This is a genomic window from Staphylococcus sp. EG-SA-17 (assembly GCF_017151845.1).
Lineage (GTDB): Bacteria > Bacillota > Bacilli > Staphylococcales > Staphylococcaceae > Staphylococcus > Staphylococcus aureus.
On sequence record NZ_JACVZO010000034.1, the window covers coordinates 1 to 25,840 of the forward strand.

26 protein-coding genes and 1 pseudogene are annotated in these 25,840 nt (G+C 31.9%); 9 read left to right on the forward strand and 18 right to left on the reverse strand.

Annotated elements, in window-relative coordinates; genetic code table 11:
- Positions 1-460: 460 nt before the first annotated feature.
- Positions 461-1,396, reverse strand: coding sequence for a formimidoylglutamase (gene hutG / locus IDG65_RS12355; protein ID WP_000277968.1), 936 nt, complete (start codon positions 1,394-1,396; stop codon positions 461-463).
- A 289-nt stretch (positions 1,397-1,685) separates the two neighbouring features.
- Here hutG and lyrA point away from each other — a divergent pair, with 289 nt between their 5' ends.
- Positions 1,686-2,942, forward strand: a complete 1,257-nt coding sequence (gene lyrA / locus IDG65_RS12360; RefSeq protein ID WP_000794457.1) for a lysostaphin resistance protein LyrA — start codon at positions 1,686-1,688, stop codon at positions 2,940-2,942.
- Between the two features lie 65 nt (positions 2,943-3,007).
- Here the strand turns inward: lyrA and IDG65_RS12365 are convergent, their stop codons facing one another.
- Positions 3,008-3,694: a ribose 5-phosphate isomerase A gene (locus IDG65_RS12365; protein WP_000655866.1), complete on the reverse strand. Its 687-nt coding sequence runs from the start codon at positions 3,692-3,694 to the stop codon at positions 3,008-3,010.
- Positions 3,695-3,867: 173 nt separating this feature from the next.
- Here IDG65_RS12365 and IDG65_RS12370 point away from each other — a divergent pair, with 173 nt between their 5' ends.
- Entirely contained in the window at positions 3,868-4,521 is a 654-nt protein-coding gene (locus IDG65_RS12370; RefSeq protein WP_000623444.1) for an MOSC domain-containing protein, read from the forward strand.
- Positions 4,522-4,754: 233 nt separating this feature from the next.
- On the opposite strand, the gene IDG65_RS12375 is transcribed toward IDG65_RS12370, so the two are convergent.
- The 6 genes from IDG65_RS12375 to IDG65_RS12400 all read right to left on the reverse strand — a co-directional run bounded on the left by IDG65_RS12375 (position 4,755) and on the right by IDG65_RS12400 (position 9,324).
- The gene (locus IDG65_RS12375; protein WP_000634681.1) at positions 4,755-5,774 is read right to left on the reverse strand and encodes an aldose epimerase family protein; all 1,020 of its coding nucleotides are present in this window, start codon (positions 5,772-5,774) and stop codon (positions 4,755-4,757) included.
- Between the two features lie 29 nt (positions 5,775-5,803).
- Complete coding sequence (locus tag IDG65_RS12380) at positions 5,804-6,130, reverse strand: YnfA family protein (RefSeq protein ID WP_000966695.1); 327 nt, start codon at positions 6,128-6,130, stop codon at positions 5,804-5,806.
- Between the two features lie 48 nt (positions 6,131-6,178).
- Positions 6,179-6,364, reverse strand: coding sequence for a hypothetical protein (locus IDG65_RS12385; protein ID WP_001789152.1), 186 nt, complete (start codon positions 6,362-6,364; stop codon positions 6,179-6,181).
- Positions 6,348-7,580, reverse strand: a complete 1,233-nt coding sequence (locus tag IDG65_RS12390; protein ID WP_000548701.1) for an ABC transporter permease — start codon at positions 7,578-7,580, stop codon at positions 6,348-6,350. Before IDG65_RS12390 ends, IDG65_RS12385 begins: the two co-directional genes overlap by 17 nt.
- Complete coding sequence (locus IDG65_RS12395; protein WP_000524830.1) at positions 7,573-8,472, reverse strand: ABC transporter ATP-binding protein; 900 nt, start codon at positions 8,470-8,472, stop codon at positions 7,573-7,575. Before IDG65_RS12395 ends, IDG65_RS12390 begins: the two co-directional genes overlap by 8 nt.
- Positions 8,473-8,703: 231 nt before the next feature.
- The gene (locus tag IDG65_RS12400) at positions 8,704-9,324 is read right to left on the reverse strand and encodes a DUF805 domain-containing protein (RefSeq protein WP_000436830.1); all 621 of its coding nucleotides are present in this window, start codon (positions 9,322-9,324) and stop codon (positions 8,704-8,706) included.
- A gap of 398 nt (positions 9,325-9,722) precedes the next feature.
- Here IDG65_RS12400 and IDG65_RS12405 point away from each other — a divergent pair, with 398 nt between their 5' ends.
- On the forward strand, positions 9,723-10,331 hold the full coding sequence (locus tag IDG65_RS12405) for a DNA-3-methyladenine glycosylase (RefSeq protein WP_000348303.1): 609 nt from the start codon (positions 9,723-9,725) through the stop codon (positions 10,329-10,331).
- A 336-nt stretch (positions 10,332-10,667) separates the two neighbouring features.
- A complete protein-coding gene (gene gltS, locus IDG65_RS12410) occupies positions 10,668-11,876 on the forward strand; it encodes a sodium/glutamate symporter (RefSeq protein WP_000571589.1) in 1,209 nt (402 codons plus the stop codon).
- A gap of 47 nt (positions 11,877-11,923) precedes the next feature.
- Here the strand turns inward: gltS and fni are convergent, their stop codons facing one another.
- Both fni and corA read right to left on the reverse strand, forming a co-directional pair.
- Positions 11,924-12,973, reverse strand: a complete 1,050-nt coding sequence (gene fni, locus IDG65_RS12415) for a type 2 isopentenyl-diphosphate Delta-isomerase (RefSeq protein WP_052997656.1) — start codon at positions 12,971-12,973, stop codon at positions 11,924-11,926.
- Between the two features lie 30 nt (positions 12,974-13,003).
- Positions 13,004-13,951 carry a magnesium/cobalt transporter CorA gene (corA, locus tag IDG65_RS12420; protein WP_001229248.1) on the reverse strand — a complete coding sequence of 316 codons (948 nt, stop codon included), beginning with the start codon at positions 13,949-13,951 and terminating at the stop codon, positions 13,004-13,006.
- A gap of 96 nt (positions 13,952-14,047) precedes the next feature.
- Between corA and IDG65_RS12425 the strand changes: the two genes are divergently transcribed.
- Together IDG65_RS12425 and IDG65_RS12430 are read left to right on the forward strand one after the other, a co-directional pair.
- Positions 14,048-14,539, forward strand: a complete 492-nt coding sequence (locus IDG65_RS12425; protein ID WP_000234727.1) for a thioesterase family protein — start codon at positions 14,048-14,050, stop codon at positions 14,537-14,539.
- Positions 14,536-14,955 carry a hypothetical protein gene (locus IDG65_RS12430; protein WP_000128656.1) on the forward strand — a complete coding sequence of 140 codons (420 nt, stop codon included), beginning with the start codon at positions 14,536-14,538 and terminating at the stop codon, positions 14,953-14,955. Before IDG65_RS12425 ends, IDG65_RS12430 begins: the two co-directional genes overlap by 4 nt.
- Before the next feature lie 105 nt (positions 14,956-15,060).
- Here the strand turns inward: IDG65_RS12430 and IDG65_RS12435 are convergent, their stop codons facing one another.
- Positions 15,061-15,981 carry an alpha/beta hydrolase fold domain-containing protein gene (locus IDG65_RS12435; RefSeq protein ID WP_000620873.1) on the reverse strand — a complete coding sequence of 307 codons (921 nt, stop codon included), beginning with the start codon at positions 15,979-15,981 and terminating at the stop codon, positions 15,061-15,063.
- A 207-nt stretch (positions 15,982-16,188) separates the two neighbouring features.
- Between IDG65_RS12435 and IDG65_RS12440 the strand changes: the two genes are divergently transcribed.
- Entirely contained in the window at positions 16,189-16,827 is a 639-nt protein-coding gene (locus IDG65_RS12440) for a hypothetical protein (RefSeq protein ID WP_000184228.1), read from the forward strand.
- Between the two features lie 246 nt (positions 16,828-17,073).
- Here IDG65_RS12440 and IDG65_RS12445 read toward each other — a convergent pair whose 3' ends face one another.
- Both IDG65_RS12445 and IDG65_RS12450 read right to left on the reverse strand, forming a co-directional pair.
- On the reverse strand, positions 17,074-19,011 hold the full coding sequence (locus IDG65_RS12445) for a DHA2 family efflux MFS transporter permease subunit (protein ID WP_000213903.1): 1,938 nt from the start codon (positions 19,009-19,011) through the stop codon (positions 17,074-17,076).
- 12 nt (positions 19,012-19,023) lie between these two features.
- Entirely contained in the window at positions 19,024-19,671 is a 648-nt protein-coding gene (locus tag IDG65_RS12450) for an HlyD family secretion protein (protein WP_000738244.1), read from the reverse strand.
- A gap of 120 nt (positions 19,672-19,791) precedes the next feature.
- Between IDG65_RS12450 and IDG65_RS12455 the strand changes: the two genes are divergently transcribed.
- The gene (locus tag IDG65_RS12455) at positions 19,792-20,346 is read left to right on the forward strand and encodes a TetR/AcrR family transcriptional regulator (protein WP_000828573.1); all 555 of its coding nucleotides are present in this window, start codon (positions 19,792-19,794) and stop codon (positions 20,344-20,346) included.
- Between the two features lie 226 nt (positions 20,347-20,572).
- On the opposite strand, the gene IDG65_RS12460 is transcribed toward IDG65_RS12455, so the two are convergent.
- The 4 genes and pseudogenes from IDG65_RS12460 to IDG65_RS12475 all read right to left on the reverse strand — a co-directional run bounded on the left by IDG65_RS12460 (position 20,573) and on the right by IDG65_RS12475 (position 24,126).
- Positions 20,573-21,781: a putative multidrug effflux MFS transporter TcaB gene (locus tag IDG65_RS12460; protein ID WP_000998862.1), complete on the reverse strand. Its 1,209-nt coding sequence runs from the start codon at positions 21,779-21,781 to the stop codon at positions 20,573-20,575.
- 109 nt (positions 21,782-21,890) lie between these two features.
- Positions 21,891-22,018 (reverse strand): annotated as a pseudogene (locus IDG65_RS12465) (hypothetical protein).
- Positions 22,019-22,048: 30 nt separating this feature from the next.
- On the reverse strand, positions 22,049-23,431 hold the full coding sequence (tcaA, locus tag IDG65_RS12470) for a glycopeptide resistance protein TcaA (RefSeq protein WP_000833804.1): 1,383 nt from the start codon (positions 23,429-23,431) through the stop codon (positions 22,049-22,051).
- 239 nt (positions 23,432-23,670) lie between these two features.
- Positions 23,671-24,126, reverse strand: coding sequence for a MarR family transcriptional regulator TcaR (locus IDG65_RS12475; protein WP_000238542.1), 456 nt, complete (start codon positions 24,124-24,126; stop codon positions 23,671-23,673).
- Positions 24,127-24,320: 194 nt separating this feature from the next.
- On the opposite strand from IDG65_RS12475, the gene IDG65_RS12480 reads away from it, so the two are divergent.
- Entirely contained in the window at positions 24,321-25,289 is a 969-nt protein-coding gene (locus tag IDG65_RS12480) for a YdcF family protein (RefSeq protein WP_001670176.1), read from the forward strand.
- A gap of 230 nt (positions 25,290-25,519) precedes the next feature.
- Here the strand turns inward: IDG65_RS12480 and IDG65_RS12485 are convergent.
- On the reverse strand, positions 25,520-25,840 hold a 321-nt coding region (locus IDG65_RS12485; RefSeq protein WP_206174121.1), incomplete at its 5' end, for an ATP-binding cassette domain-containing protein.

Below are 25,840 nucleotides of genomic sequence, written 5' to 3' on the forward strand. Positions count from 1 at the left end.
CAGTCAACTGTATACCTTTTGACTTTAACTTAAGTTATTAGAGCCTCTTATGCAGTTGCGCAGTCAACTGTATACCTTTTGCCTTTAACTTAAGTTATTAGTGCCTCTTATGCAGTTGCTCAGTCAACTGTATACCTTTTGCCTTTAACTTAAGTTATTAGTGCCTCTTATGCAGTTGCGTAGTCAACTGTATACCTTTTGACTTTAACTTAAGTTATTAGAGCCTCTTATGCAGTTGCGTAGTCAACTGTAAAACAACTTCACAACCAATTTTATGATTTCCATGTATAAATCATTACATTCAGACCAACGAACATAAATAAGCAGTAAGATGACTACAACTTAAGAGTCTTCTTACTGCAATTATTTTTCAAATATATCAACGTTAATATAACTTCTATTACGAAATACTCACATTCTGCCCTGCAATGCAAATTTCGTCACATATAAATATTTTTAATTATTTTAAAAAATGATGCACTAAATTAGCAACGAGCTTCGCAGTTCTATTGTCAGCGTCATATGTTGGATTCATCTCAGCAATACTAACTGAAGACACCTTATCACTTGGAATAATACGTTTTGCCAATTCAAGAACAGTATGTGGATACAAACCTAACACTGCCGGCGCACTTACCCCAGGTGCAAACGCACTATCAATGACATCCATACAAATCGTAAACATAATGACATCATGTTCATGTACAAAACGTTCAATCATATCTTTAATTGTTGGTGATACGTGACTCAATAATTCATCTGCAAAGACATAATCAATCTTTTTCTCTTTAGCATAATCAAATAAACTTTGCGTATTACCACCTTGAGCAATACCAAGCACTAAATAATCTGTGTTTTCATCTTCTTCCAAAATTTGTCTAAAGCTCGTTCCAGATGTAGATTGTTGTTCAGCACGTGTATCAAAATGCGCATCAATATTTATCACACCAATAGATTGTGTTGGATAGACTTTACGTGTTGCTAAATATTGAGCATACGCAATATCATGTCCACCACCTAATAAAAATGTTTGTCTATGATTAGCAATTGACTTCGCTGCAAGCATAGCAAATTCTTTTTGAGTATCAATTAATTCCTCATGATCATGATAAACATTTCCGTAATCGACTAAAGTTTCACATTGATTCAAATCCGGCAAACCTGCAAATGCTTGTTTAATCGCATCTGGTCCTTCTTTTGCACCAATGCGCCCCTTGTTTAAAGCAACACCTTTGTCAACAGCATAGCCTAATATACCGACCCCTGATGGCATACTACTCTTTTCCAGCTTAGACAAATCTTCAAATGTTACTGTTTGAAAATGTCTAAATTTTTTCGGGTCTGTTTCACTATCTAACCTTCCAGTCCATAAATTTGGTTCACCTTGCTTGTACACAGCATTTCCCCCTCTTATTTATGTGGCTTATTAACAATTAAAGTATAACGTATAGGAAATTTTGAATTCAATTCATAGTTAAATCCGTATCTTAAAAATACTTATCTACATTACTTTTACCCCTATTTTCTATGTAATAACGAATACTTAGCTGATTTATGTTAATAAAATACGTCAAGACTATTACATTTTCATTAATATTGACATAGACAATTTATCTCTCGGCTTGTAATATGTATAATTGTTACTAAAAGATATTTTGCTTGTTACCTAATGGAGGTTACATATAATGAAGAACAATAAAATTTCTGGTTTTCAATGGGCAATGACGATTTTCGTCTTCTTTGTCATTACAATGGCGTTATCCATTATGCTCAGAGATTTCCAGTCTATAATTGGTGTCAAACACTTTATATTTGAAGTTACAGATCTAGCACCATTAATTGCTGCAATCATTTGTATACTCGTTTTCAAATATAAAAAGGTCCAACTTGCAGGTTTAAAATTCTCAATCAGCCTGAAAGTAATTGAACGTCTATTGCTAGCTTTAATTTTACCTTTAGTTATTCTAATTATTGGTATGTACAGCTTTAATACATTTGCAGATAGCTTTATTTTATTACAATCAACAGGCTTATCAGTACCTATTACACACATTCTGATTGGACATATTCTAATGGCGTTCGTAGTAGAATTCGGATTCCGTTCATACTTACAAAATATTGTTGAAACGAAAATGAACACGTTCTTTGCAAGTATTGTTGTTGGTTTGATGTATTCAGTTTTCTCAGCAAATACAACTTATGGTACAGAATTTGCTGCTTATAACTTCCTTTATACATTCTCATTCTCTATGATCCTTGGTGAATTAATTAGAGCGACTAAAGGACGTACAATTTATATTGCAACGACATTTCATGCTTCAATGACATTCGGACTTATTTTCTTGTTTAGCGAAGAAATCGGCGATCTATTTTCAATCAAAGTCATCGCCATTTCAACAGCAATCGTTGCAGTAGGATACATTGGTTTAAGCTTAATTATCCGAGGTATTGCATATTTAACAACAAGACGAAACCTTGAAGAACTTGAGCCTAATAATTATTTAGACCATGTCAATGACGATAAAGAAACTAATCATACTGAGGCTGAAAAATCTTCTTCAAATATTAAAAATGCTGAAAAAACAGGTGTAGCTACTGCATCAACGGTCGGTATTGCTAAAAATGATACTGAAAATACAGTGGCTGACGAACCAAGCATTCATGAAGGTACTGAAAAAACAGAAGCTCAACATCACATAGATAATCAAACTGAATCTAATCATGATGAAGATCATGACATCACTTCGGAGTCAGTAGAATCAGCAGAACCAGTTAAACATGCACCACAAAGTGACGATTTAACAAACGATTCAAATGAAGATGAAAAACAATCATTAAAAGAACCTGCGACTTATAAAGAAGACAGACGTTCATCAGTTGTAATCGATGCAGAAAAACATATCGAAAAAACTGAAGAACAATCTTCAGATAAAAACAAATAATAACAAAGCGCTTGCTAGTACCTCTTAAAAAGATGATGCTAGCAAGCGCTTTTCTATACTATATATTATTTTTCTAAAATTTTAACACCCTCTTGAGTGCCTACAATAACTTGATCTGCCATATCTAAGAAGTATCCTGTCTCAAACACACCTGTCAGATGAATTAAATACTCATGGAACTTATATGGGTCAATTCCTTTTGGTAACTTACAATCTAAAATATAATTGCCATTATCAGTTATAAATGCGACATCTTCGTTTACACGGCGTTCTACTTTTATATCAGCGTATGATTCAATTTTACGTAATATGTGATACCAGTTAAATTTATCCACCTCTACTGGTAACTTAAACATCTCACCTAAGTATTGAACCATTTTCGTTTCATCAACAACCACAACAAAACGCGATGCCATTTCATCTATAACTTTCTCTCTGAACAGCGCACCACCGCCACCTTTAATTATATTTAAAGATGGATCTACTTCATCAGCACCATCAATTGCTAAGTCGATATGATCAACATCATTGATTTCACATATTTTAATACCTAATTCTTTTGCTAAAAATGCAATTTTATTAGAAGTGCATACACCTGTAATATTGTAACCACGTTCTTTAATTAGTTGCGCCATTTGAGGTAAGAGTAATTCCATTGTACTTCCTGTACCAATTCCCAGCGTCATGTCACCATTGATTTGACTTAAAACATCATTTAATGTCATTAACTTGAGTGCTTTGACATCTTTCATGAAGGTAGCCTCCCATATTTATGTAATCTATTCAATTCATATTTTACATGACTCTTATAAATTAACATACCCTTATTTCTAACATTTTTTTAAACATATCAATCAGAATTTACAATTCTAAAAATGTTTTATAGTACAATATATTTTAAATAATACTCGTTAAGGAGAATGATATGATATCAATTCACGCGATTTCGACAGGAAAAATCCAAGATTTGCCTTATAGCTCGAAAAGACCGATGCGCTCTGCTTTAGATAAAACTAAGATTTCGCAAACAACATGGTTATCTTCAACTGGTTTCACTGGTGATGAACAGGCTTATAAAGATCATGGTGGGCCACATAAAGCAGTTTGTGGGTTTAGTAAACACAACTATGCACTGTATCAAGATGATTTACCCTCACTACCTACTCATGCGATGTTTGGAGAGAATTTAACATTTGATTATTTAGACGAATCTGATGTTTACTTTGGTAATCAATATCGTTTAGGTGATGCGTTAATTGAGGTTTCTGAAATTAGAGAACCATGCTGGAAAATTCAAGCAAAATATAATATTCCTGATTTAGTGAAGCGCATGTCTACATCTGGTAAAACAGGTTTCTATTTCCGGGTATTAAAACAAGGCTATGTATCTCCAAATGATCAGCTTTACTTAATACAAGAAGCACCAATCGAACATCGTTTATCTGTACAACAGCTTAATGACCTTTATTATAATGATAGACAAAATCAAGATCTGTTACGATATGCACTAAACAATCCATTTCTTTCACCAACAAGACGCGATAAACTTCAAAAAATGTATAACAGAACATTGAAATAATTACCTTTCATTATAAGTGTTAAATGAACTTTTCAAAACAAAAGGAATCAACTTACACATCGTTTGTATAATAGTCTTATCTATAACTACTGATGCTATTGATTCCTTTTTTATGTTATATATTTTTTTATTTCAAACTGTATATTAATGATGTCACTTCATTTGATTCGATTCTTGATAACCTATTCAAAATTCCGCCAAACAACATATATATTATATAAATGCCGATACTTTTAATCATTTTCTACTTTTTCTTCGATACGGAAACTTGTTTTCGAATTGAACACTTCACCAGCTTTTAAAATTGACGGTGCTTTGTCACCATATAAATTAATATCATTTGGTAAAAATTGTGTTTCTAATGTAAAGCCAGAATGTGGTTTATAAATATTAAATGGACTATCCCACTCATCAGGCTGATTAAAAGTAAAGAATACAACATGAGGCATATCTGTATCGACCTCTAACATAAATTCATGATTTTCAACATACATTTTATGTTCACCAACTGTAAATGGGTGATCGAGACCACCAAAACGTATCATTTGTTGGCTTAATTGCGCATGTTGTGATGTAAAAATATCACTCAATTTTATCTTGTTATCTTCAAACACTTCATGTAAATCTAGAATATCACCTGTAACAATATTTCGCTCATCTAATACATACATATCTAATTGATTACTTGAAATGCGATGATTATCAACGACATTATTATCTCGATTCAAATTGAAGTACACATGATTCGTAGGACTAAACAATGTGTCTTCTGATGCAACTGCTTCGTATTCAATCGACCATTGGTGATCCGCATCATAAATATGTGTAATCGTCACATCGATATCACCCGGGAAATGATCATCAGCTGATTTCAACACCGTCTTAAATATCACTTTAATTTGAGCAATTTCATTTCTAATTTCATAATCAAATAACTTATTGTCCAAACCATGACATCCACCATGTAAATGATGTTCGCCGTTGTTTTTTTCTAACTGATATTCTTTACCTTTCAACTTAAATTTAGCATTATCAATTCTACCGCTATATCTTCCTATAGAAGCACCAAATTTAAAAGGATTACTATGATAAAATTCATCCGCTTCAACAACATTTCCAAGAACAATATTATTATCATGATATTTCCAAGACACTACTCTTGCTCCATAATTCGTAAAAATAATTTTAGTTTCATCATTATCAATTTTGATTAAATCTACACCTTGTCTTTGGTGCTCAACTTCAACTATCATTTTTACTTCTCCCTTCTAACCACAAGTGTTCAAGCTCTGCTGGGTAGCAACATTACTAAAACACCTACAATACAAATGATTGCACCGATAACATCATATTTATCTGGCATTTGTTTATCTACGACCATCGCAAAAATCAAACTCATGATGATAAATACGCCACCATATGCTGCATATACTCTTCCGAATGATGGAAATGATTGAAATGTCGCAATGACACCATATAACATGAGTATCGCACCGCCTATTAGCCCAACAAGTGAAGACTGTCCTTCCCTAAGCCACAGCCAAATCAGGTATCCCCCACCTATTTCACATAAGCCAGCTAATATAAATATAAAAATCGGATATAACATGAAATCACTCCATCACACATTTGCTACCAATAATCTATCGGCTACATATCATTTGTTTACATTTCTTCTTACTTCACATTCCCATTTTAAAAAGTTCGTTTTCACATTCATATTGTACACTTTTTTAGACATTATTCTATAGCTAAATATAAAAAAATAAGAGTAACACGCTTTCATCATCATTTTATATGATAAATGTGTGTCACTCTCATCAATTTTATTTTTTAAATACACGTTTCATTGAATTAAATAAGCCACGTTCAAATGTAAGTACTGAATCTTTATATGTTTTAATTGCAATCCATATCAAGACAGCTACCATTACAATTGAGATTAATGAACTTAAGATGACCTCATGTATTTGAAGCCCTGAAGTTTGAGCGCGTACAACTAATTGAAATGGCGCTAAAAACGGAATATAACTTGTGATTAAAGCAAGTTGCCCATCAGGATTATTTATCGTGAATATCGCGATATAAAATGCAATCATACCAAGTAATGTCAGTGGCATCAAAGATTGATTTAAATCTTCTATTCTAGATGTTAATGATCCGAGAATGGCTGCAAGTAATACATACGCCATAATTCCAACAATACTACTAATAATTCCGACAATAATAATTTGCCAAGACAATTGATTCATTTCCACGTTAAAACCTTGTAGCAAGTCTTTTAAGTCAAAGGCAAAAATGCATATAACTGCCATCAATACAATTAAAATAATCTGAGTCACGGCAACTGCTATAACGCCTAAAATTTTAGCAAAAATATGTTGGATTGGTGAAATACTTGTAATAATCATTTCAATGACACGCGATGTTTTCTCACTAGCAATTTCCATAGCTATTTGAGATGCATAATTTAAAACAATAAAGAACATTAGAAAGATAATGCCGTAAGCTAAAGCATAGTTGAAAATCTTTTGTCCTTCTGATACTTTATCGACTTCATCATTAGAAATCACCTTATTATCAACTTTACTTTGTGCTTGTAATTTTTGTAAGTCTTCTTTGTTGATATTTAATTCTCCGGCTACCATATTTGTTTGAATAGCTGTAAGCAGTGCTTGTACTTTTTGTGAATCTTCATGACTTACTCGCTTCTCACTAATGATTGTCCCTTGTAACGTGCGATTTTGATTCACCTTGATAATATAAGCTTTATCAAGTTTATGTTTTTTTACTTCTTTTTCAGCATCTTCTATAGAAACTTTAGTAAACTTAGCATCACTATGAAATGTATTCGCCTGTTGCTTGAAAACCTTATAGATTTGTTCATTCGGTGCTGCTACACCAATTTTATCTGGACCATCATCAAACATGTTAATAATCTTATCAATGTTAGATAGGCCAATCATTAAGGCAGCAATAATAATCATAAAAATTACAAATGATTTAGCTTTAATTTTTTTGATATATGTCAAAGTAAATGTCGCCCAAAACTTATGCATCCTTGCCACCAACCTTCTCAATGAATATATCTTGTAATGATGGTTCTACAACTTGGAATCGTTTAACATAACCTTGATGTGCCACAACTTGATAAATATCTTTGGCTACGTCTTCATTCTCAATCGTCAACTGAAGACCTTGCTTCATGTTTTCACTATGAATGATGCCTCTAATGTTTGTTAAATCTGGTAGTGTTGTTTCTGATTCAATGACAACTTTCTTGTTACCATTAGATGCACGTACATGATTGATATCACCAGAAACAACAAGTTGACCTTTATCTAAAATACAAACATCATCACATAATTCTTCAACATGCTCCATACGGTGAGAACTATAAACGATTGTACTGCCCCAATCATTTAAGTCTTTAACAGCTTCTTTTAATAACTCAACATTAACTGGGTCTAGACCACTGAAAGGCTCATCTAATATTAGTAATTCTGGTTTATGTAACATACTTGCTAACAGCTGAATTTTTTGTTGATTCCCTTTTGATAGACTATCAATTCGTTTTTTGCGGTTTTCAGTAATATCAAAACGCTCAAGCCAATACGATATTTGCTGTTGTATTTCTGTTTTTGACATTCCCTTTAAAGTTGCCAAATATTTCAATTCTTCTTCAACTGTCAATTTCCCATGTAAACCGCGTTCTTCCGGTAAATAACCAATACGATTGTACATTGTTTTATCTAGTTTTTTACCGTTATACGTAATGTGTCCTTCAGTTGGTTCACTTAAGCCTAAAATCATACGAAATGTCGTTGTTTTACCTGCACCATTTCTTCCTAGAAAACCTAACATTTTGCCTGATTCTAACTCTAATGAAATATCATTTACTGCCGTCATCTTGCCAAAACGTTTCGTAACATGTTCAATTACAAGTCCCATACTTCGCCTCCTAAAACAATATGTATTTATCTTAATATAACATTTCTATTCTCTATAAATGCAATATTTTTAAAGTGAATTTATTTTTAAAATTTCTGAAATCGAAAAATTTAAATAGTACCATCTTTGCATGTTAAGTATGATTAGTGTTGGATATGCTTTTTTCCATGCCTTTATTGCCTTATTGGTAAAAAAATATCCCAGCATCATTGTGCCGAGATATTTATATCATTACAATTGATTATCTGTTTCTCCCGGTGTTTTCGGTGTTTCAGATGTCACTGGTTGATTTTTAATTGAAGATGGGTATTTTGGGCTTTCGCCATATTTATTTGCCGGCTTACTATCAAAGCATAGGAATACTATCATAACAATTGTTAGGCTTAAATAAACAAAATAAAGAAATACTAACAAAATATTAAGACCCATCGGCATTAAGGTAAAATCACTGTCATAATAACTATCGATAATCTGTAATACTATATAAAATATAATACTGAATGCTGTCATAATCATTGGAAATAACATTGTTCTTGATATATCGTGAAATCTTCGAACGCACAACGCTAAATTTGGAATAAACGTTGCCAAACTATAGACAAAAGTATACACAGATGTAAGGATAATCATCAATATACTCATAACTATTAATGTTTCGTTATCTGCCGCTATAGAAATAAAGAATAGAAATAGGCTTATTATTAGCACACACACAGCTGGAACCATAAATATTAAATGCCACAACATCATATACCAATATTCACTACGTCTTGATCTCCCCTTAAAATTAACATAATTTTTCCAAAATAATACGAATGATTTCATAAAACCTACTTGAGGTAATTGTTCCATTGTAATCTCCCTTTCGTTAATCATATTTATATTTTTAATTATTATTACCGTTATAATTTACAAGATTCATTATCAAGCCACTTCATTTCAATCGTCATTCACTTTGGAAAATGAACTTTATATTTCATCACTAGTTAAATGAAAACCCGCTACAAGTACGCATCTATATGGAGACTCATTTGAAAGTCAACGCTTCGTTAACTATACTAAAAATATGTCACACTGCAATGTTCGCGTTCAAAAGAGACTTAATCTCTGCAAATAAAATATTCCATAACAAAGTATATACTTTACATTTTTATAATTCTTAACAATACTATTTTATCAAACATTTACCACAATAAAAATATCTTTTTCATTTTTATTTAAATTAATCATATAATTGCAAGGAGAATATTATGGATTTCGTTAATAATGATACAAGACAAATTGCTAAAAACTTATTAGGTGTCAAAGTGATTTATCAGGATACCACTCAAACGTATACAGGCTACATCGTGGAAACGGAAGCATACTTAGGTTTGAATGATCGTGCGGCTCATGGCTATGGCGGTAAAATAACACCTAAAGTTACGTCATTATATAAACGTGGTGGTACAATTTATGCACATGTCATGCATACGCATTTACTCATTAATTTTGTAACAAGATCTGAAGGTATACCTGAAGGCGTACTTATCCGCGCAATTGAACCAGAAGAAGGTTTATCCGCTATGTTCCGTAACAGAGGTAAGAAAGGCTACGAGGTAACGAATGGCCCAGGAAAATGGACTAAGGCATTTAACATTCCACGGGCTATCGATGGCGCTACGTTAAATGACTGTAGATTGTCTATTGATACTAAGAATCGTAAATATCCTAAAGATATTATTGCTAGTCCACGAATCGGTATTCCAAATAAAGGTGATTGGACACATAAATCTTTACGTTACACAGTGAAAGGTAATCCATTTGTGTCTCGCATGCGTAAATCAGATTGTATGTTTCCCGAAGATACTTGGAAATAAATGCCATCTTTCATTGATTACTATCATGAAAATGAAATCTATCTCCTTATAAGTCAATCAATCGTACCGTCAACATGCGGATGGGTTGATTGTTTTTCTTTTTGTCCATCATATTTTTTGATTCATCTCCTCTTTTTGAACTTGTTCTTAATTATAAAATATAACAATAGAATTATTTATAATTATTAAATTTAGATGCATTAATATTATTGATATTATTTTCATAAACTAGAAATATTGATTTGTTGCATGTATAATGTTAAAAGTGCCCTTTTATAACGCTTACATATAAAAGCTTATTTAGGGAGAGGGATATTCAACAAGGGGGATTTGAAAATGATAGAACTTAATGCAATTACAACATTATGTTTAGCCTGTATACTTTACTTACTTGGTAAAGCTATCGTTAATCACGTTAATTTTTTAAAACGCATTTGTATACCAGCACCTGTGATTGGCGGCTTAATCTTTGCTATTTTAGTTGCGACTTTGGATTCATTTGGCATGGTTAAGATTAAATTAGATGCTTCATTCATTCAAGATTTCTTCATGTTAGCATTCTTTACGACAATCGGTCTTGGTGCATCATTGAAATTATTTAAATTAGGTGGCAAAGTCTTGCTATTATACTTTATGTTTTGTGCTATCATTTCAGTCATTCAAAACATAGTTGGTGTATCACTAGCAAAAGTATTAAATATTAAACCTTTGTTAGGATTAACAGCAGGTTCCATGTCTATGGAAGGCGGTCATGGTAATGCTGCTGCTTATGGTAAGACAATTCAAGATTTAGGCATTGACTCAGCACTGACAGCGGCTCTTGCAGCTGCAACTTTAGGTCTTGTATTTGGAGGGCTTATCGGTGGTCCTGTTGTAAAATTTTTAATCAAACGTTATAACTTAAAGCCTCAACATAGTGACGATACATTTAAAGATTATAGCCAAGTAGCATATAACGAACATTTACATAGTAAATTTAATGCCACTGAAGTATTCTTCATTCAATTTACAATCGTTGTATTCTGTATGGCAGTTGGAAGTTATTTCAGTCATTTGTTTACATCTCAAACAGGGATTAATGTTCCAATTTACGTTGGCTCATTATTTGTAGCTGTTATTGTCCGAAATATCTCTGAAAGTTTTAATTTTAATATTGTAGATTTAAAAATTACTAATCAAATTGGTGATGTCGCATTAGGTATTTTCTTATCTCTTGCGCTAATGAGCATTCAATTAATCGAAATTTATAAACTTGCTATACCTCTTATTATTATCGTTTTAGTTCAAGTTGTCGTTATGATTTTATTTGCTGTTTTAATTTTATTTAGAGGTTTAGGAAAAGATTATGATGCTGCAGTAATGGTAGGTGGTTTTATCGGGCATGGGCTTGGTGCAACGCCAAATGCCATGGCAAATTTAGATGTTATTACTAAAAAATATGGAAACTCACCTAAAGCATATTTAGTTGTACCTATTGTTGGTGCATTCTTAATCGATTTAATTGGTGTTATAGTCATTATGGGATTCATTCAATGGTTTAGTTAAACACCAAACTCATAAATAAAAGAGGAGGCCTTCGCCTCCTCTTTTATTTATCCTCGATGTATATTCAAGTTACGTTGTTCTATCCATGACAATATTTCCGGACTAAATACGATTTGTTTTTGTGTTAAGTCGTCAATATTTTTAGCATCTAACATCGTCATTATTGATTTCATGTGTTCAATAAATGATTCTACATAAGCTACTGTATGTGCAATGCCATTATTTTCAACTTGATTTAAAAACGGACGTGACATACCAGTTGCCTTTGCACCAAGTGCTAAACTTTTAATTGCATCGAGTGGTGTACGTAAACCACCACTCGCGAAAACTGAAATTTCGCTTTGATAAGCCGTTGTTTCAAGTAATGACTCAACTGTAGACTGTCCCCATGATGATAAGTAATCCATATCTTTATTTGCACGACGTTCATTTTCAATATCTACAAAGTTAGTACCACCTTTGCCACTAACATCGACATACTTGACGCCTATTTGTTGTAAGTCATGCATTAATTCTTTGCTCATACCAAATCCAACTTCTTTTATAATGACTGGAACAGACACTCGTGATACAATCGACGCTATATTATCTAACCAAGTCACAAATTCACGATTCCCTTCAGGCATAACTAATTCTTGAGGAGAATTAACATGGATTTGTAACGCTTGTGCCTCAAGTAATTCAACTGCTTCCAAAGCCTTTTCTACTGGTACGTCCGCACCAACATTGCTAAAAATCATGCCTTCAGGATTCATTTTTCGCGCAATCGTAAACGTCTCAGCCATGCGTGGATTTCTCAATGCTGCATGTGTTGATCCAACTGCCATCGCTAAGCCAGCTTCTCTTGCAACTACAGCTAGCTTTTCATTGATGTTTTTCGTCCACTCGCTACCACCCGTCATTGCATTAATATAAACCGGATATGCCATCGTTAAGTCAGGCGTCTGTGATGTCAAATCGATATCATTTACATTAATTGATGGGATAGAATGATGCACAAAACGCATCTTATCAAAATCTGAATGCATTGCGTCAGATTGAGCCATTGCTATTTCAACATGTTCATTTTTTCTCTGTTCTCTTTGAAAATCACTCATGATTAAACCTACCTTTTCGTCATTTCTAATTTAAAACCATTTTTTACGTCTGAAAAAGATGATTAATACGACAGCTATAACAAACATTACAGCTAAGCAAATATAATATCCATAATGTAAATGTAATGCCGGCATATTTACAAAGTTCATACCATAAATCCCAGCTATGAATGTTAACGGTGAAAATATAACTGATACTAATGTCAGTACTTGCATAATACTATTCATTCTAAATGACGTGTATGACTCAAAATTTTCTCGTATTTCGTTTGTCATTTCTTGAGCAGTGCGAATGATATTACGTTGCTTAATCAAGTGGTCATCGATATGTTGAATGTATAGCGAATGTTTATTATCTATAATCAAATCACCATTTTGTTTCATTGTATCAATTAGCTCTTGCATAGGAAACAGTACACGTTTTACTTTAATCAAATCCGAACGTAACTTAAAGACACTATCCATGACCATTTTATTAAAGCGATCATCTACATGGCGGTCTTCAAAATGATAAACACTATCTTCAAGTGCATATACAAAGTTGAAATATTTATCAACCATCATATCTAAAATTAATATGACGACATCTGCACAATCTAATTCTGCATCTAATGTATTCATATACTTATAGACTACTTTATTTAATGATTCCAACGTTTGATGATGATATGTTACTAATACATTGTCTTGTATAAAAATATTTAGTGCTATTGGTGAATAGTTTGACCCCATAATACTATGAAATACTAAGTATTGATAATCTTTATAAGATTTATATTTAGCTCGTGGCATACCGTTAATTGCATCATCCACTTCTAAATCATTAAAATTAAAATGTGCTTTAAACCATTCATTTTCTTGTTCATTCGGTTCATCAAAATCATACCAAACAATAGTCGCATCTTTTGGTATCTCTTTGATATCATCAACTACTTTAAACGGTTCATATGTAGTTTGATACCGTATCGTTAAAGCCATCGATACTCCCCCTAAATAACGAATTCTCTATTATTTTATCATGAATTAAATAACGTGTATGTCTTAATTTATTTTAGTATGATAGTCACTAAGGAGATGGTTATTATCAAACAACTTTTTACACATACTCAAACCGTAACATCTGAATTCATTGACCATAACAATCATATGCATGATGCAAATTATAATATCATTTTTAGTGACGTCGTGAATCGTTTTAATTACAGCCACGGTCTTTCTTTAAAAGAACGCGAAAATTTAGCATATACGCTATTTACACTAGAAGAACATACGACATACCTCTCAGAATTGTCTCTTGGCGATGTATTTACTGTTACTTTATATATTTATGATTACGATTATAAGCGGCTGCATTTATTTTTAACATTAACTAAAGAAGATGGTACACTAGCATCAACAAATGAAGTTATGATGATGGGAATTAATCAGCACACACGTCGTTCTGATGCTTTTCCTGAATCATTTTCAACACAAATAGCACACTATTATAAAAATCAACCAACTATCACTTGGCCTGAACAATTAGGGCATAAAATAGCAATTCCACACAAAGGAGCATTAAAATGACAGATGCATTACAACAAAAGATTCATATCGAATTACTAGATTTATTAGATGATGTTAAGTTTGAATTAACAGAATTAAATGCACAAAAAGGGTTATACATTAACGGACCAGCAAATCAGCTACTTAAGCGTGGCGTGCATATGGCTTATGTTCAAGGACAAAAGCAAGCCATCGATAATATTATGACTATTGTGGAACAGCAGCTTGAAGATCAACATTTCCTAGAACATTATGATAAATTTCAAAATGAGGTTGCTCATCGCAATTATGATAAAACAGCTAACTTTGCAGAACTTAGTGATATTCCACGTCAATTCGATAATTTTTTAGATCAATTTTATCAAATTAAAGGGCAATACTTTATCATCACACATATCAATACACTTATTGGTGATTTTCACTCAGAAGCTCATTAACAATTAGTCTATATAACCCTTGCTATATTTTCAAAAAAAAACCAATTACGTTTTCATGTCAAATATCATCTTGCATGAAATCGTAACTGGATCAATTGTATGTTATTAGTTATTTTGTGTTACATCCTCATCTATCGATTTGGCAATTTGTTTAATAGCTTTATGTGATTGTCTAATTGGATAAATTGGAAAATCATGTACCATCTTAGGATAATCATAAAACTCAATGTATTGATGATGTTGCAACATCATTTGTTCAAATAGCTTCATATCAGGATGTGTCATTTCACGTCCACCACCAAACATATAAACTGGTGGCAATCCTTCTATTGTGCCATTAATTGGCGATATGCGCTTATCTGTTAATGGTAGGCCATTCGCCCATTTTTTCATAATCTCATTGACACCAAACTGACTTAGAACCGCATCTTGTTCGATTAAGGCGTCCGAAATATCTTTATTAGATAGTGTTGCATCTAAAATTGGTGAGATTAAATACAATTTATTCGGTAATGGCTGTTGATTATCTAAAAGAGATTGTACAAAGGATAATGCCAGTGCACCACCTGAACCATCACCCATGACTACGACATTTTGATGTCCTACTTCAGATACTAATTGATCATAAACACGTTGTATCGCTTGGAAAGTATCGTCAATATGAAACTCTGGTGTCTTTGGATAGATAGGCAGTACAACCTCATATAATGTACTTAAAGTGATTTTATCCAACAATCTCCAATGGAACGGTGATGGTTGTAGTGCATTGAATCCACCGTGAATATATAAAATTTTCTTATCAATTTGATGTCTGAAATTAAAGCGAAAGACTTGCATATCATCTAATGATAACTTTTCTAAATTTGCTTTAACATTTAATGTTGAAGGCTGCTTATGTTTTTTTCTATTTTCAATTTTTCTTTTATAAAAAAATCTTTCAACATCTTGATCATTTTTAAACATAATCGAGCGATTGTGAAGCAAATATTTATTGACAACGCTATTCATAACACGGTTTCTAATCAATGTCTTAACCTACCTTTATATATTTTATGTATCCAATGATTGTCTATCCCCTACATTCTTCGCCAAAAAAAGTATATAATATAGAAGATATTTTCTTTTTCACTTTCAAATTTAAGACTACAATTGAACAGTGATTTTTCATCATTATAACAGACAACTAGACATATTGATAAGTAAAGAAAAGAACTTTATACGGAGGTGCCTTGCATGACAAATCCAAATCAACGATTAGAACCATTTGATGAGACATTTCAACAACCGAATATTCATCGTGGTAAGCGATATGGTAAGAAAAAACGTTCATTGGTAAGCATGATTATTCAAATCATAGTTGTTATATTAACCGCAATCGCTGGATACAGCATGTGGAAACAACCTATTTTTAATATTGTCTTCACCAAAGAATCTGTAGATTTTGATGGCATTAAAAATTTTAACGAGACAATTGGAAAAATGCATCAATTAAATATTAATTTGGGTAATATCAATGATTTACAACAAGGAATCGATCGCTTAATTTTAGTCTTTAACGGTTTCTTTATTTTATGTATCGTTAGCCTAGTCATAACAATACTGACAATTGTATTTAATCGCACAGTTCTAAAAGTAGTAAATATTTTAGTGTTAACAATTATGTTAGTCATTACATTGTATTTCAGTTATATTATTAAAGCACTCGCACAAGAAATTGCAGATGTTTTTAAAAAATATTATGTAAATGTACCACCAGATCAAGTGATAACAGAAGCTGACGCTATTCATAACGGCATCATTTTACTGGGCTGTAGCATCGGTTTACTTGTTATAAGCTTATTCTTCCGTAATCGCATGCCTCGTTTAAAATAATGATATACAGTAGGGATTGGGACAGAAATGTTATTTTCACAAAATTCATTTCGTTGACCCACTTCCTGCTTTTTCTTTATTAATGACCTACTACGTCAATGCCAAATTTTAATATAATTCCTCTAACATTCTACAAATCAACAAATAAAAAAAGTATCGATAACCATATATTGGCACCGATACTTTAAAAATCATGTCCCCACAACATAATTTTTGATTAGTCACACTTCAATTAATTTATTTTATTTATTCATGATTGATACTATTATCTGCATCTATCTTTTGAGCCGTAGCTTTGGCTTTTTTGTTGCTTTGTAAAAATAAACATAAAATCAAGGCGATGACGCTAAATATCGTTGCAACTATAAATGCATCATTAATTCCTTCAACTGTTGATAGTTTATTTACAAATTGTAATAACACTTTCATTGCGCCTTCTTGACCACCATATTGCGATGCTAATTCACGCATATGATCTTGTACAACAGGATTCGTTTTATCTAACTCTTCCCCAAAAGCTGATAAATGTTGTGTAGTTTGTGTTGTCATTACAGTAACCAAGATTGCTGTTCCTATAGAACCAGCTAGTTGACGCATCGTATTTAAGAAGGCATTACCATGGGAGGCAAGTCGTCCGGGCAACGCATTAATAGCTGCTGTTACCATTGGCATCATAATAAATGCCATACCAAATGAACGTAGAACATAGATGCCCATGATTGTCATATATGGCGTATCCATATTCAATTTAGTTAATTCCCACGTTGCGTAAGTCATGACAGCAATACCAAAAATGGCTAAAGGTTTTAAACCAATCGTGTCTAACAACTTACCAGCAAATGGTCCTAGTAGACCCATAATTAGAGAACCAGGTAATAATAACAATCCGGAATCTAATGCTGAGAAACCACGTAAATTTTGTAAGTACATTGGTAATAAAATCATACCACCATACAAACTCATCATTACAACCATATTAATTACTGTTGTTAATGTAAATGTTGGAAATTTCAATACTTCTAAATTCAACATTGGCGCTTTCATTCTTAATTCTCTTATTACAAATAGAATAATAAAGATAATACCAATCGCAAACATTGTTTCTATCTCAACAGAACCCCAGCCTTTGTTCCCCGCTTCTGAAAAGCCGTATAACAAAGCACCGAAACCAATCGTGCTAAAAATGATACCTGGGATATCAGCTTTAGGGTTTGTAGTATATTGATATAACTTAAACCATACAAAACCTACTAAGATTGCAATAATTCCGATAATGAACATACCGTAAAACATCACATTCCAATGGTAATTTTGTACAATATAACCTGATAATGTTGGACCGATTGCAGGTGCTAAAATCATTGCGATACCCATTGTACCCATGGCAGCACCACGTTTTTCAGGTGGATAAATTGTAATAATAACAATTGAACCTAATGGCATTAGTACACCTGCACCAATGGCTTGTAATACACGTCCAACCATCATGATTGGGAAATTCATTGAAATCGCACATATTAATGAACCAATTGTAAAGAGTACTAACGCAACTAAAAATAATTTTCGATATGAATATTTATTAAATAGATACGCCGTAATTGGTATTAAAATACCGTTTACTAACATGAATCCCGTCATCAACCATTGTCCTGTTGACGCAGAAATATTAAATTCCGTATTAATTTTTGGCAAAGCAACATTTAATAATGTTTGGTTTAAAATCGCAATAAACATACCGAATAATAATGCCGCTAATATTTTACCGCGTGAAACACCTTCACCAAAAATAAAGTTTTTATGTTCTTTTTTTATTTTTTCATTTACTTTATATTCTTCTGATTTAGGATTTTTAGCAGCATATACTTCTTCATCAGATTCATTATTATCAGTGAATGATGCTTGATTTTGTTCAGATCCCTCTGTCTGTTTGTTTAGACTAACTTGATTCTGATTATCTTGATTGTCAATACGTGCCTCTTCACGCGCCGTATGTTGTGACGATTGATCAGTTGTTCTGTCTAAATCACTTGCTTTAAATTTAGATTGATTTGATTGACGTGTCGCAAAATGTTGTTCCTTTTGTTGGCGTTTTGCTTTTCTTCTTGATCTTATTAACAATAAATTGATAACCCCAACAATAATGAGCGCTAAAACAATGTAGCTAATAATGAAGGTCGTAGTCATTTAATGACCCCCTTAATTTTTATGAATTTTTACTTCAGCGTTCATTCCAGGAACAACTTGTTTAGACGGTTCTGAATCTAACGTAATTTTAACAGGTATAACTTGAGATACTTTAGTATAGTTACCATCACTATTTGATGATGGCATTAATGAAAAGCTTGCAGCAGTAGCTTTTCCAATACTATCAACTTTACCTTTAACAGAAGCTTTTTGACCGTCAATAGTCACATCAACATCTTTACCAACTTCAACATCTTTAATATCTTTTTCGTCAATATTTGCAGTTACATATAAATCATCTAAATTGTAAGCATAAGCAATTGGATTGCCTGCTTGTACCATAGAACCTTCCATGCCATCTAATTTAGCAATTGTACCTTTTTGTGGCATTTTAAGTTCCATATCTTTAGTTTCGCCATCTTGACCTTGAACAGTAACTGTTGCTACTTTATCACCTTTATCAAGTTTGTCACCTTGCTTAACGTTTAGTGATTTGATTTGCCCAGAAGCTGGACTTGCTATTTTAATTTGATCGCCATTTACTTTAGCATTATCAGTTGTGATATAACTTGTTGTTTTATTCCAGAAATAAAAACCAGCAATCCCAATTGCTAGCAGTACAACAACCGTAATGACATTAATTAATATCATCTTTTTCATGAAACATTTCCTCCTATTTGCTTTTAAAATTCACTTTATTTATTATAGAGACATGATAACTAAAAAAACACCAACAATTTTTATAAGAGTGTTGGTTAAATTTCACAAAGGTGTAACAATATGAAACGACAAGCCAAAATAGAAATTCAAAACGCACTTGTTGATTTGATGGCTGAATATCCTTTTCAAGAAATATCCACTAAAATGATTTGCGCGTATTGTAATATTAATCGTTCTACTTTTTATGATTATTACAAAGATAAATTTGATTTATTGGATACCATCAACTCAAAGCATAAAGAAAAATTCCAATTTCTTCTAAGTGCGCTACATCATAATTTCGAAAATATTAAACAAGATAAGCTTAAACTTTATAAATTCTTCATTATTATTGCTAAGTATATCAAGCGCAATGAGCAGTTTTTCAAAGACATTTTAGTTACCTATCCAATGAAAACATTATTCATAGACTATATAAATTTAGCGAGAGATTACTATCAACAAATTATGAATGACTATAGTACTACAGTAACCAATAAACAGCTTTATGTTACATATATCATAGGCGGTCAAGCTGGGGTGTTTATTAATTGGCTTTCGAATGGTTGTAATGAATCACCTGAAGAAGTTGCTGACATTTTATTGGCTAATACGATTAAACTTCAAAACCAATAATACGGTTTCATTCTAATAAAGAAATGCTATAAAACAACTAGATAAAGTTAAACCAAATGGACAGATAATAGTACATATGTAACGGTGCTATCAATATAAAAATGCCGAGATTTCCACATAATAATCTCGGCATTTTTATTTTTGATGCTAAATTCATAGGTCTATGAATAGCTCAAGTTTTGTTTTTTAATTTTTCAATTCAATATAATAGAAGAAACTATGTTTATCATCGATTTGTTTTAAATACCTTCATATTATAAATCTGTAAAATAATTAATATAACTGCTGTAGCTATAATAATAATTATGTAAGGTATAGGATTATCTTCACCTTTTACCCCCACTAATGGCGATGCAATACCACCAAATAAAAACTGCACTAAACCTAATAAACTTGATGAACTCCCTCTACCACTACTACTTTCATCCATAGCTATTGTAAAACCAAGTGTCGCAACACCTGTCACTGGTGCTATTAAAATGATAAATCCTATCGCTAAAATCCAAAAGTTCCAATGATTAAGCAATACAATCGTCACTAAAATTACACCGATAATCTGAATCATCGTCATGACTCTCATCAATTTTTGTGAGTCTATAAAATCAACAAGGTAGCCAGTAAGTTGACTTGATATAATGAGCGTAATACCAATTCCTGCAAACATCCAACTAAATTGTATTGCAGTCATGCCATAAATTTTTTGAATAATAAACGGAGACGCAGAAATATAAGTAAATAATATTACAAATGTCATACCTTGAATGAGCATTGGTAATACAAAACGTGGCGTCTTCAATAATATTTTGAAGTTTTTAAACATTGTCTTTAATCCACTACTTGATTCACGATTTGTCACTGTTAATGATTCAGGTACTTTTAATAAAGAACCTATGACCATAACGAAGCCAAAGATAGTCAAAATGACAAAGACCATACGCCAGACAGAATAATTTAAAATTATGCCTCCTATTGTTGGCGCAACAACTGGTGCAATACCATTAACAAGCATCAATAATGCCATAAACTTAGTTAGTTCATTACCACTATACATATCACTTGCTATAGCTCTTGAAATAACTGCTGCTGCTCCACCTGTCACTCCTTGAAGAAATCTTAATGCAATCATCAGCCAAATATTATGTACAAAAACAATACCTAAACTTGCTAATGTAAAAATAATCATAGCTATAATAAGCGGTTTTCTGCGTCCATTTGAATCTGAAATTGGACCAGCAAACAAATTACCAAACGCTAAACCAATCATAAACATCGATAATGTTAATTGTGCGTTAGACGTCGTTGTTTGAAAATCATGTCTAATATCTGGTAATCCAGGCAAAAACATATCTATTGATAATGCTCCAATGGCAGTCAAAGATCCTAAAATAATAATAAATATCGGTGAACGCTTATTAAAACGCTTTAAATCATTCACTATATTTCCTCCTTTATATAATGATTAGTTTATAACTATCACGAACAGAAACTAAATTTAAATATGCTCTTTTACATATTAGCATTACTCACAAGTTTCATAAACATCATTACAACTTATAAAAGGTATAAAATGATATAAACCTCAGCACTCCATAAATTTTTTCACAAAAACAATCCCTTCAAAGTAATTCACACTAATTGTAAATACTTTGAAAGGATGTTATTTGTATTCCATGACACATGCATCTTATTTAAGTTTTACACTCTATTTTTCTGATGTCTTGATTAATTGCAAGCGGTCTTGCGAACCTTGTTCAAGCTCATATTCTTTATCTACTTGCTTACCGTTTTCATTTATTAATCTTACGGTTGCGGTAATCTTATCACCATGTTTTTCGGCATCTATAATTTGTGGTGAACTAATCATCATTAAACTTCCTTTAGATACACGCTTCTTTACATCATCATAAAAAGATGATCCTTTTTTTATATATGACGATACAAAATCAAAATCCGACTGATTAAACGCAGCATTATTCGCTAAAGAATATCCAGCAAAGAATTCTATCAATTTGTTCTTCAAGCTGTTTTCTTCTTTTTCTTTCTTTTCAACATAGTCTTCGATATCTTCACTGTCAAAATTCAAAGTTATCTCTGTATTGTATTTTAAATCGCTAGCTTTAATCGTCTTCGTCTGTGTTGTAAATGTTTTATCTTTCGCTTTACCAGAAGCTGAAATGGTAATATCTTTATTTTGTGGATATGGACCATACGTTTTGGAACTTGAAAATGCCATTTCACGGTCATTTATAGTTACTTTTTTAGAACTATCATTTAATTTTGTATCGCCTTTTAAAGTTACAGTTATATTTGCTTCTTCAAAATCTTCAGTAACATCTACCGTTTCAGAATTACTTTGTCTAAAATCAAATTTTAAATGGCCTGCAAAATCACCGTTCTCAGTTGATTTCATAGCTGGAATTCTATATGTCCCCGGTATAAAATTACCTATTGGCGTCACTTTATTTGCTTCAGCTATAACCATTTTTTTCTTACCACCAGATTTAAACTCATATTTTGTTTTTTCTTTCGGTTTAACAATTGGTTGCTTGGTAGGTGCAGTAAAGCTCATATTATCGAAAAAGATATAACGAGTGCCATTTTTACTTACACGTAATATATTTTGACCAGATCTGGTTTGAATATAAGAAGCTACGCTGGTCTTACTCTTATTCAATTTATGTACCGTATTTTTAAGGTCGCTGACAAATTGCTTAAGCCCAACTTCATCTTTGATATAGTTAATGTATACTTTCGCTTCTTCAGAATCTACTTTATTATCTTTAGTACTTAATAATGTTGCTACTTTTTGTTTATCATTATTCTCAATCGCATTCACTAATATTTTAGTTTGCGCTTCAGGTGAATTGAAGTTTCTTAGTAAAAAGAACAATATAATAATTAAGATTAAAATGAAAAAACCAATTGCCCAAGGCACCATTTTTCTCATCTTGATGTTATTAGTTTGTATATCTTCATCGGTTGACTTTCTATATAATGCTTGACGACTATCAAATTTATGTCCACATTGTGTACATATCTGTACATCATCTTGTGCTTGTTGTCCGCACTTCGGGCAAGATTTCATACTTTCACCTCAATTCTGTTCCTCTTCAATTGTTATATGTATATCACAAAAATTATTTCATTATTTTACCATTATTATTTTACAAATATTATCCCAAGAATACAATTCAAGAAATGATTAACTTTACTTTAGAATTGTACCTTATTACATTATTTATGAAAGTACTCTCTCAATTATAACTAAAAAGAAGGTGTTCAATACATACATATTTAGTCTTATATTTGAACACCTTCAAAAACCTATTTATGATTGCTATATGTTTTAATGCGATGATTGATGACTTCTAATACTTGCCTTACATTTTCAATATCTTCAGAATTTAAATCATTAGTAATATCTTGCGCAATATCTGTCATAATCGCATTACGTTCTTTCAAATATGCTCTACCTTTGTCAGTTAAGGTTATGAATTTCAAACGTTGATCAATATTTAAATTTGGTTTATCTAACTTAACTAATTTAGCATCGATTAACTTTTTAATTCGTCGGCTTACTGCGGCCTTGTTTACACCTTGTCTTTGCGTGATTTCACTAATTGTCAAAGGTTCTTTATTTAACATACCTAATACGTTAGACTGCTCTAATGAAATTTCATATTCATTTTGTAAATCTTTCAACATTTTTGCAGTTAATGCGTTAACGTTATTTATAAACTGCTCTAAAAATTGAATATGGTCTTGTAAATGTTTTACCATAATTATTTCTCCCTAATTACTATTTTTATAAAGTATCCTCAGCAATCATTGTATCGCACATCTAAAAAACACAAAAATATTGACCCATATATAATATAACAAATTAAGACTTACATGTTGCTACGTTCTCCTTGCTTTAATAAATTAAATCATCTACATTTATACTTAATATTTATTATAAGCGAGGTGTCAGTATGTTATTGAATTTATTATTATTATTTATACTTATCGTTATTTGTCCGTTAATTTTCAACTATACTCTGACGTTAAATTTAACATGCTACATCTTAGTTGTCATATCGATATTTTTGTCACTCATCTATAGCATCATGACCTATACTTTCCCTTGGTCTATGTTTATAACATTTATAATAATCAGTATTATCATGCTATTCAAACATAGATATTTATTTTCTCATACTTCTAGTCGCTTATTTATTAAAAAATTATTATCTTTTTCATATAAATTTGTACTCTACACATCAGCACTTCTATTTATAAGTACGATTCAGTCACCTATTGTGAAAGGTTTGTCTATGTGGTTAGCTATATTATGCCTTTCCTTGTTACTAACCTTTATTTGTTATCTCGTTTGGACAGTATCATATAGACATAGATCATACAACAAAGAAGTTGATATCATAATTGTGTTAGGTGCTGGTATTTTTACCGAATTTGTCACACCAATGCTTGCAGCGCGTTTAGACCGTGCACTTGATATCTATCAACAACAAGTATCAGCAACAAAGATTATTGTATCTGGCGGACAAGGACCAGACGAACCAATTCCTGAAGCTTTAGCTATGCAACGCTATTTGATTGCACATGGTGTTGATAAAACAGATATACTAATGGAATCTCACTCTATAAATACATACACAAACTTTTTATATTCTAAACAAATCATCAACAATTTGTATCATGAAGCAGTTAAAATTGTTTGTGTAACAAGTCAGTTTCATGTATTACGCGCCTTACGACTAGCCCAAAAATTAGGTTTATCTATCGATGGTGTCGGAAGTCATACACCATATCACTTTTTCTTACATGTGCTCATTAAAGATTATCTAGGCGTAATGTATCAGTATAGATTGTTATTAACGTTATATTGTTCAAGTAGCTGGTTTATATGTCTATACGCTGCTTTTATTTATAATAGTTAACCCACAAATAAACTATTATTATAGGTTGTTTCTAATATTGCGTCAAACTATCTTTAAATATGCGTTAATCCTTGATTAGACAATTGTTATATTGAAAATAAATAAACTAAAGCACGTCATCATTTTATATAATAGTGACGTGCTTTTTTGTAAACCCAAATCGTATTCTGTTATCTAACTTTTATACTACTATGTCTTAAATCATTAACATTTAGCGTCTTTACGAGCCACTAATCAGTTATTTTGCCATCTTCTAATTCAATCACTCGATCAGCATATTCAAATAATCTTCGATCGTGTGTAATCATAATACCAATCATTTGTTGTTCTTTAATTTGTTGACGTATCATCTCAACAACTTTTGTTGCTCTATCGGCATCTAAACTTGCTGTGGGCTCATCTGCTAAAATGATTTTCGGATTATTCATAAATGCTCTCATAATCGCAACACGTTGCTTTTCACCGCCAGATAACTGATGCGGATATACATTCAAGCGATCTTCTAAACCAATATTTTCCAAAAGTTGTATTGCTCTTGTTGAACTTTGTTG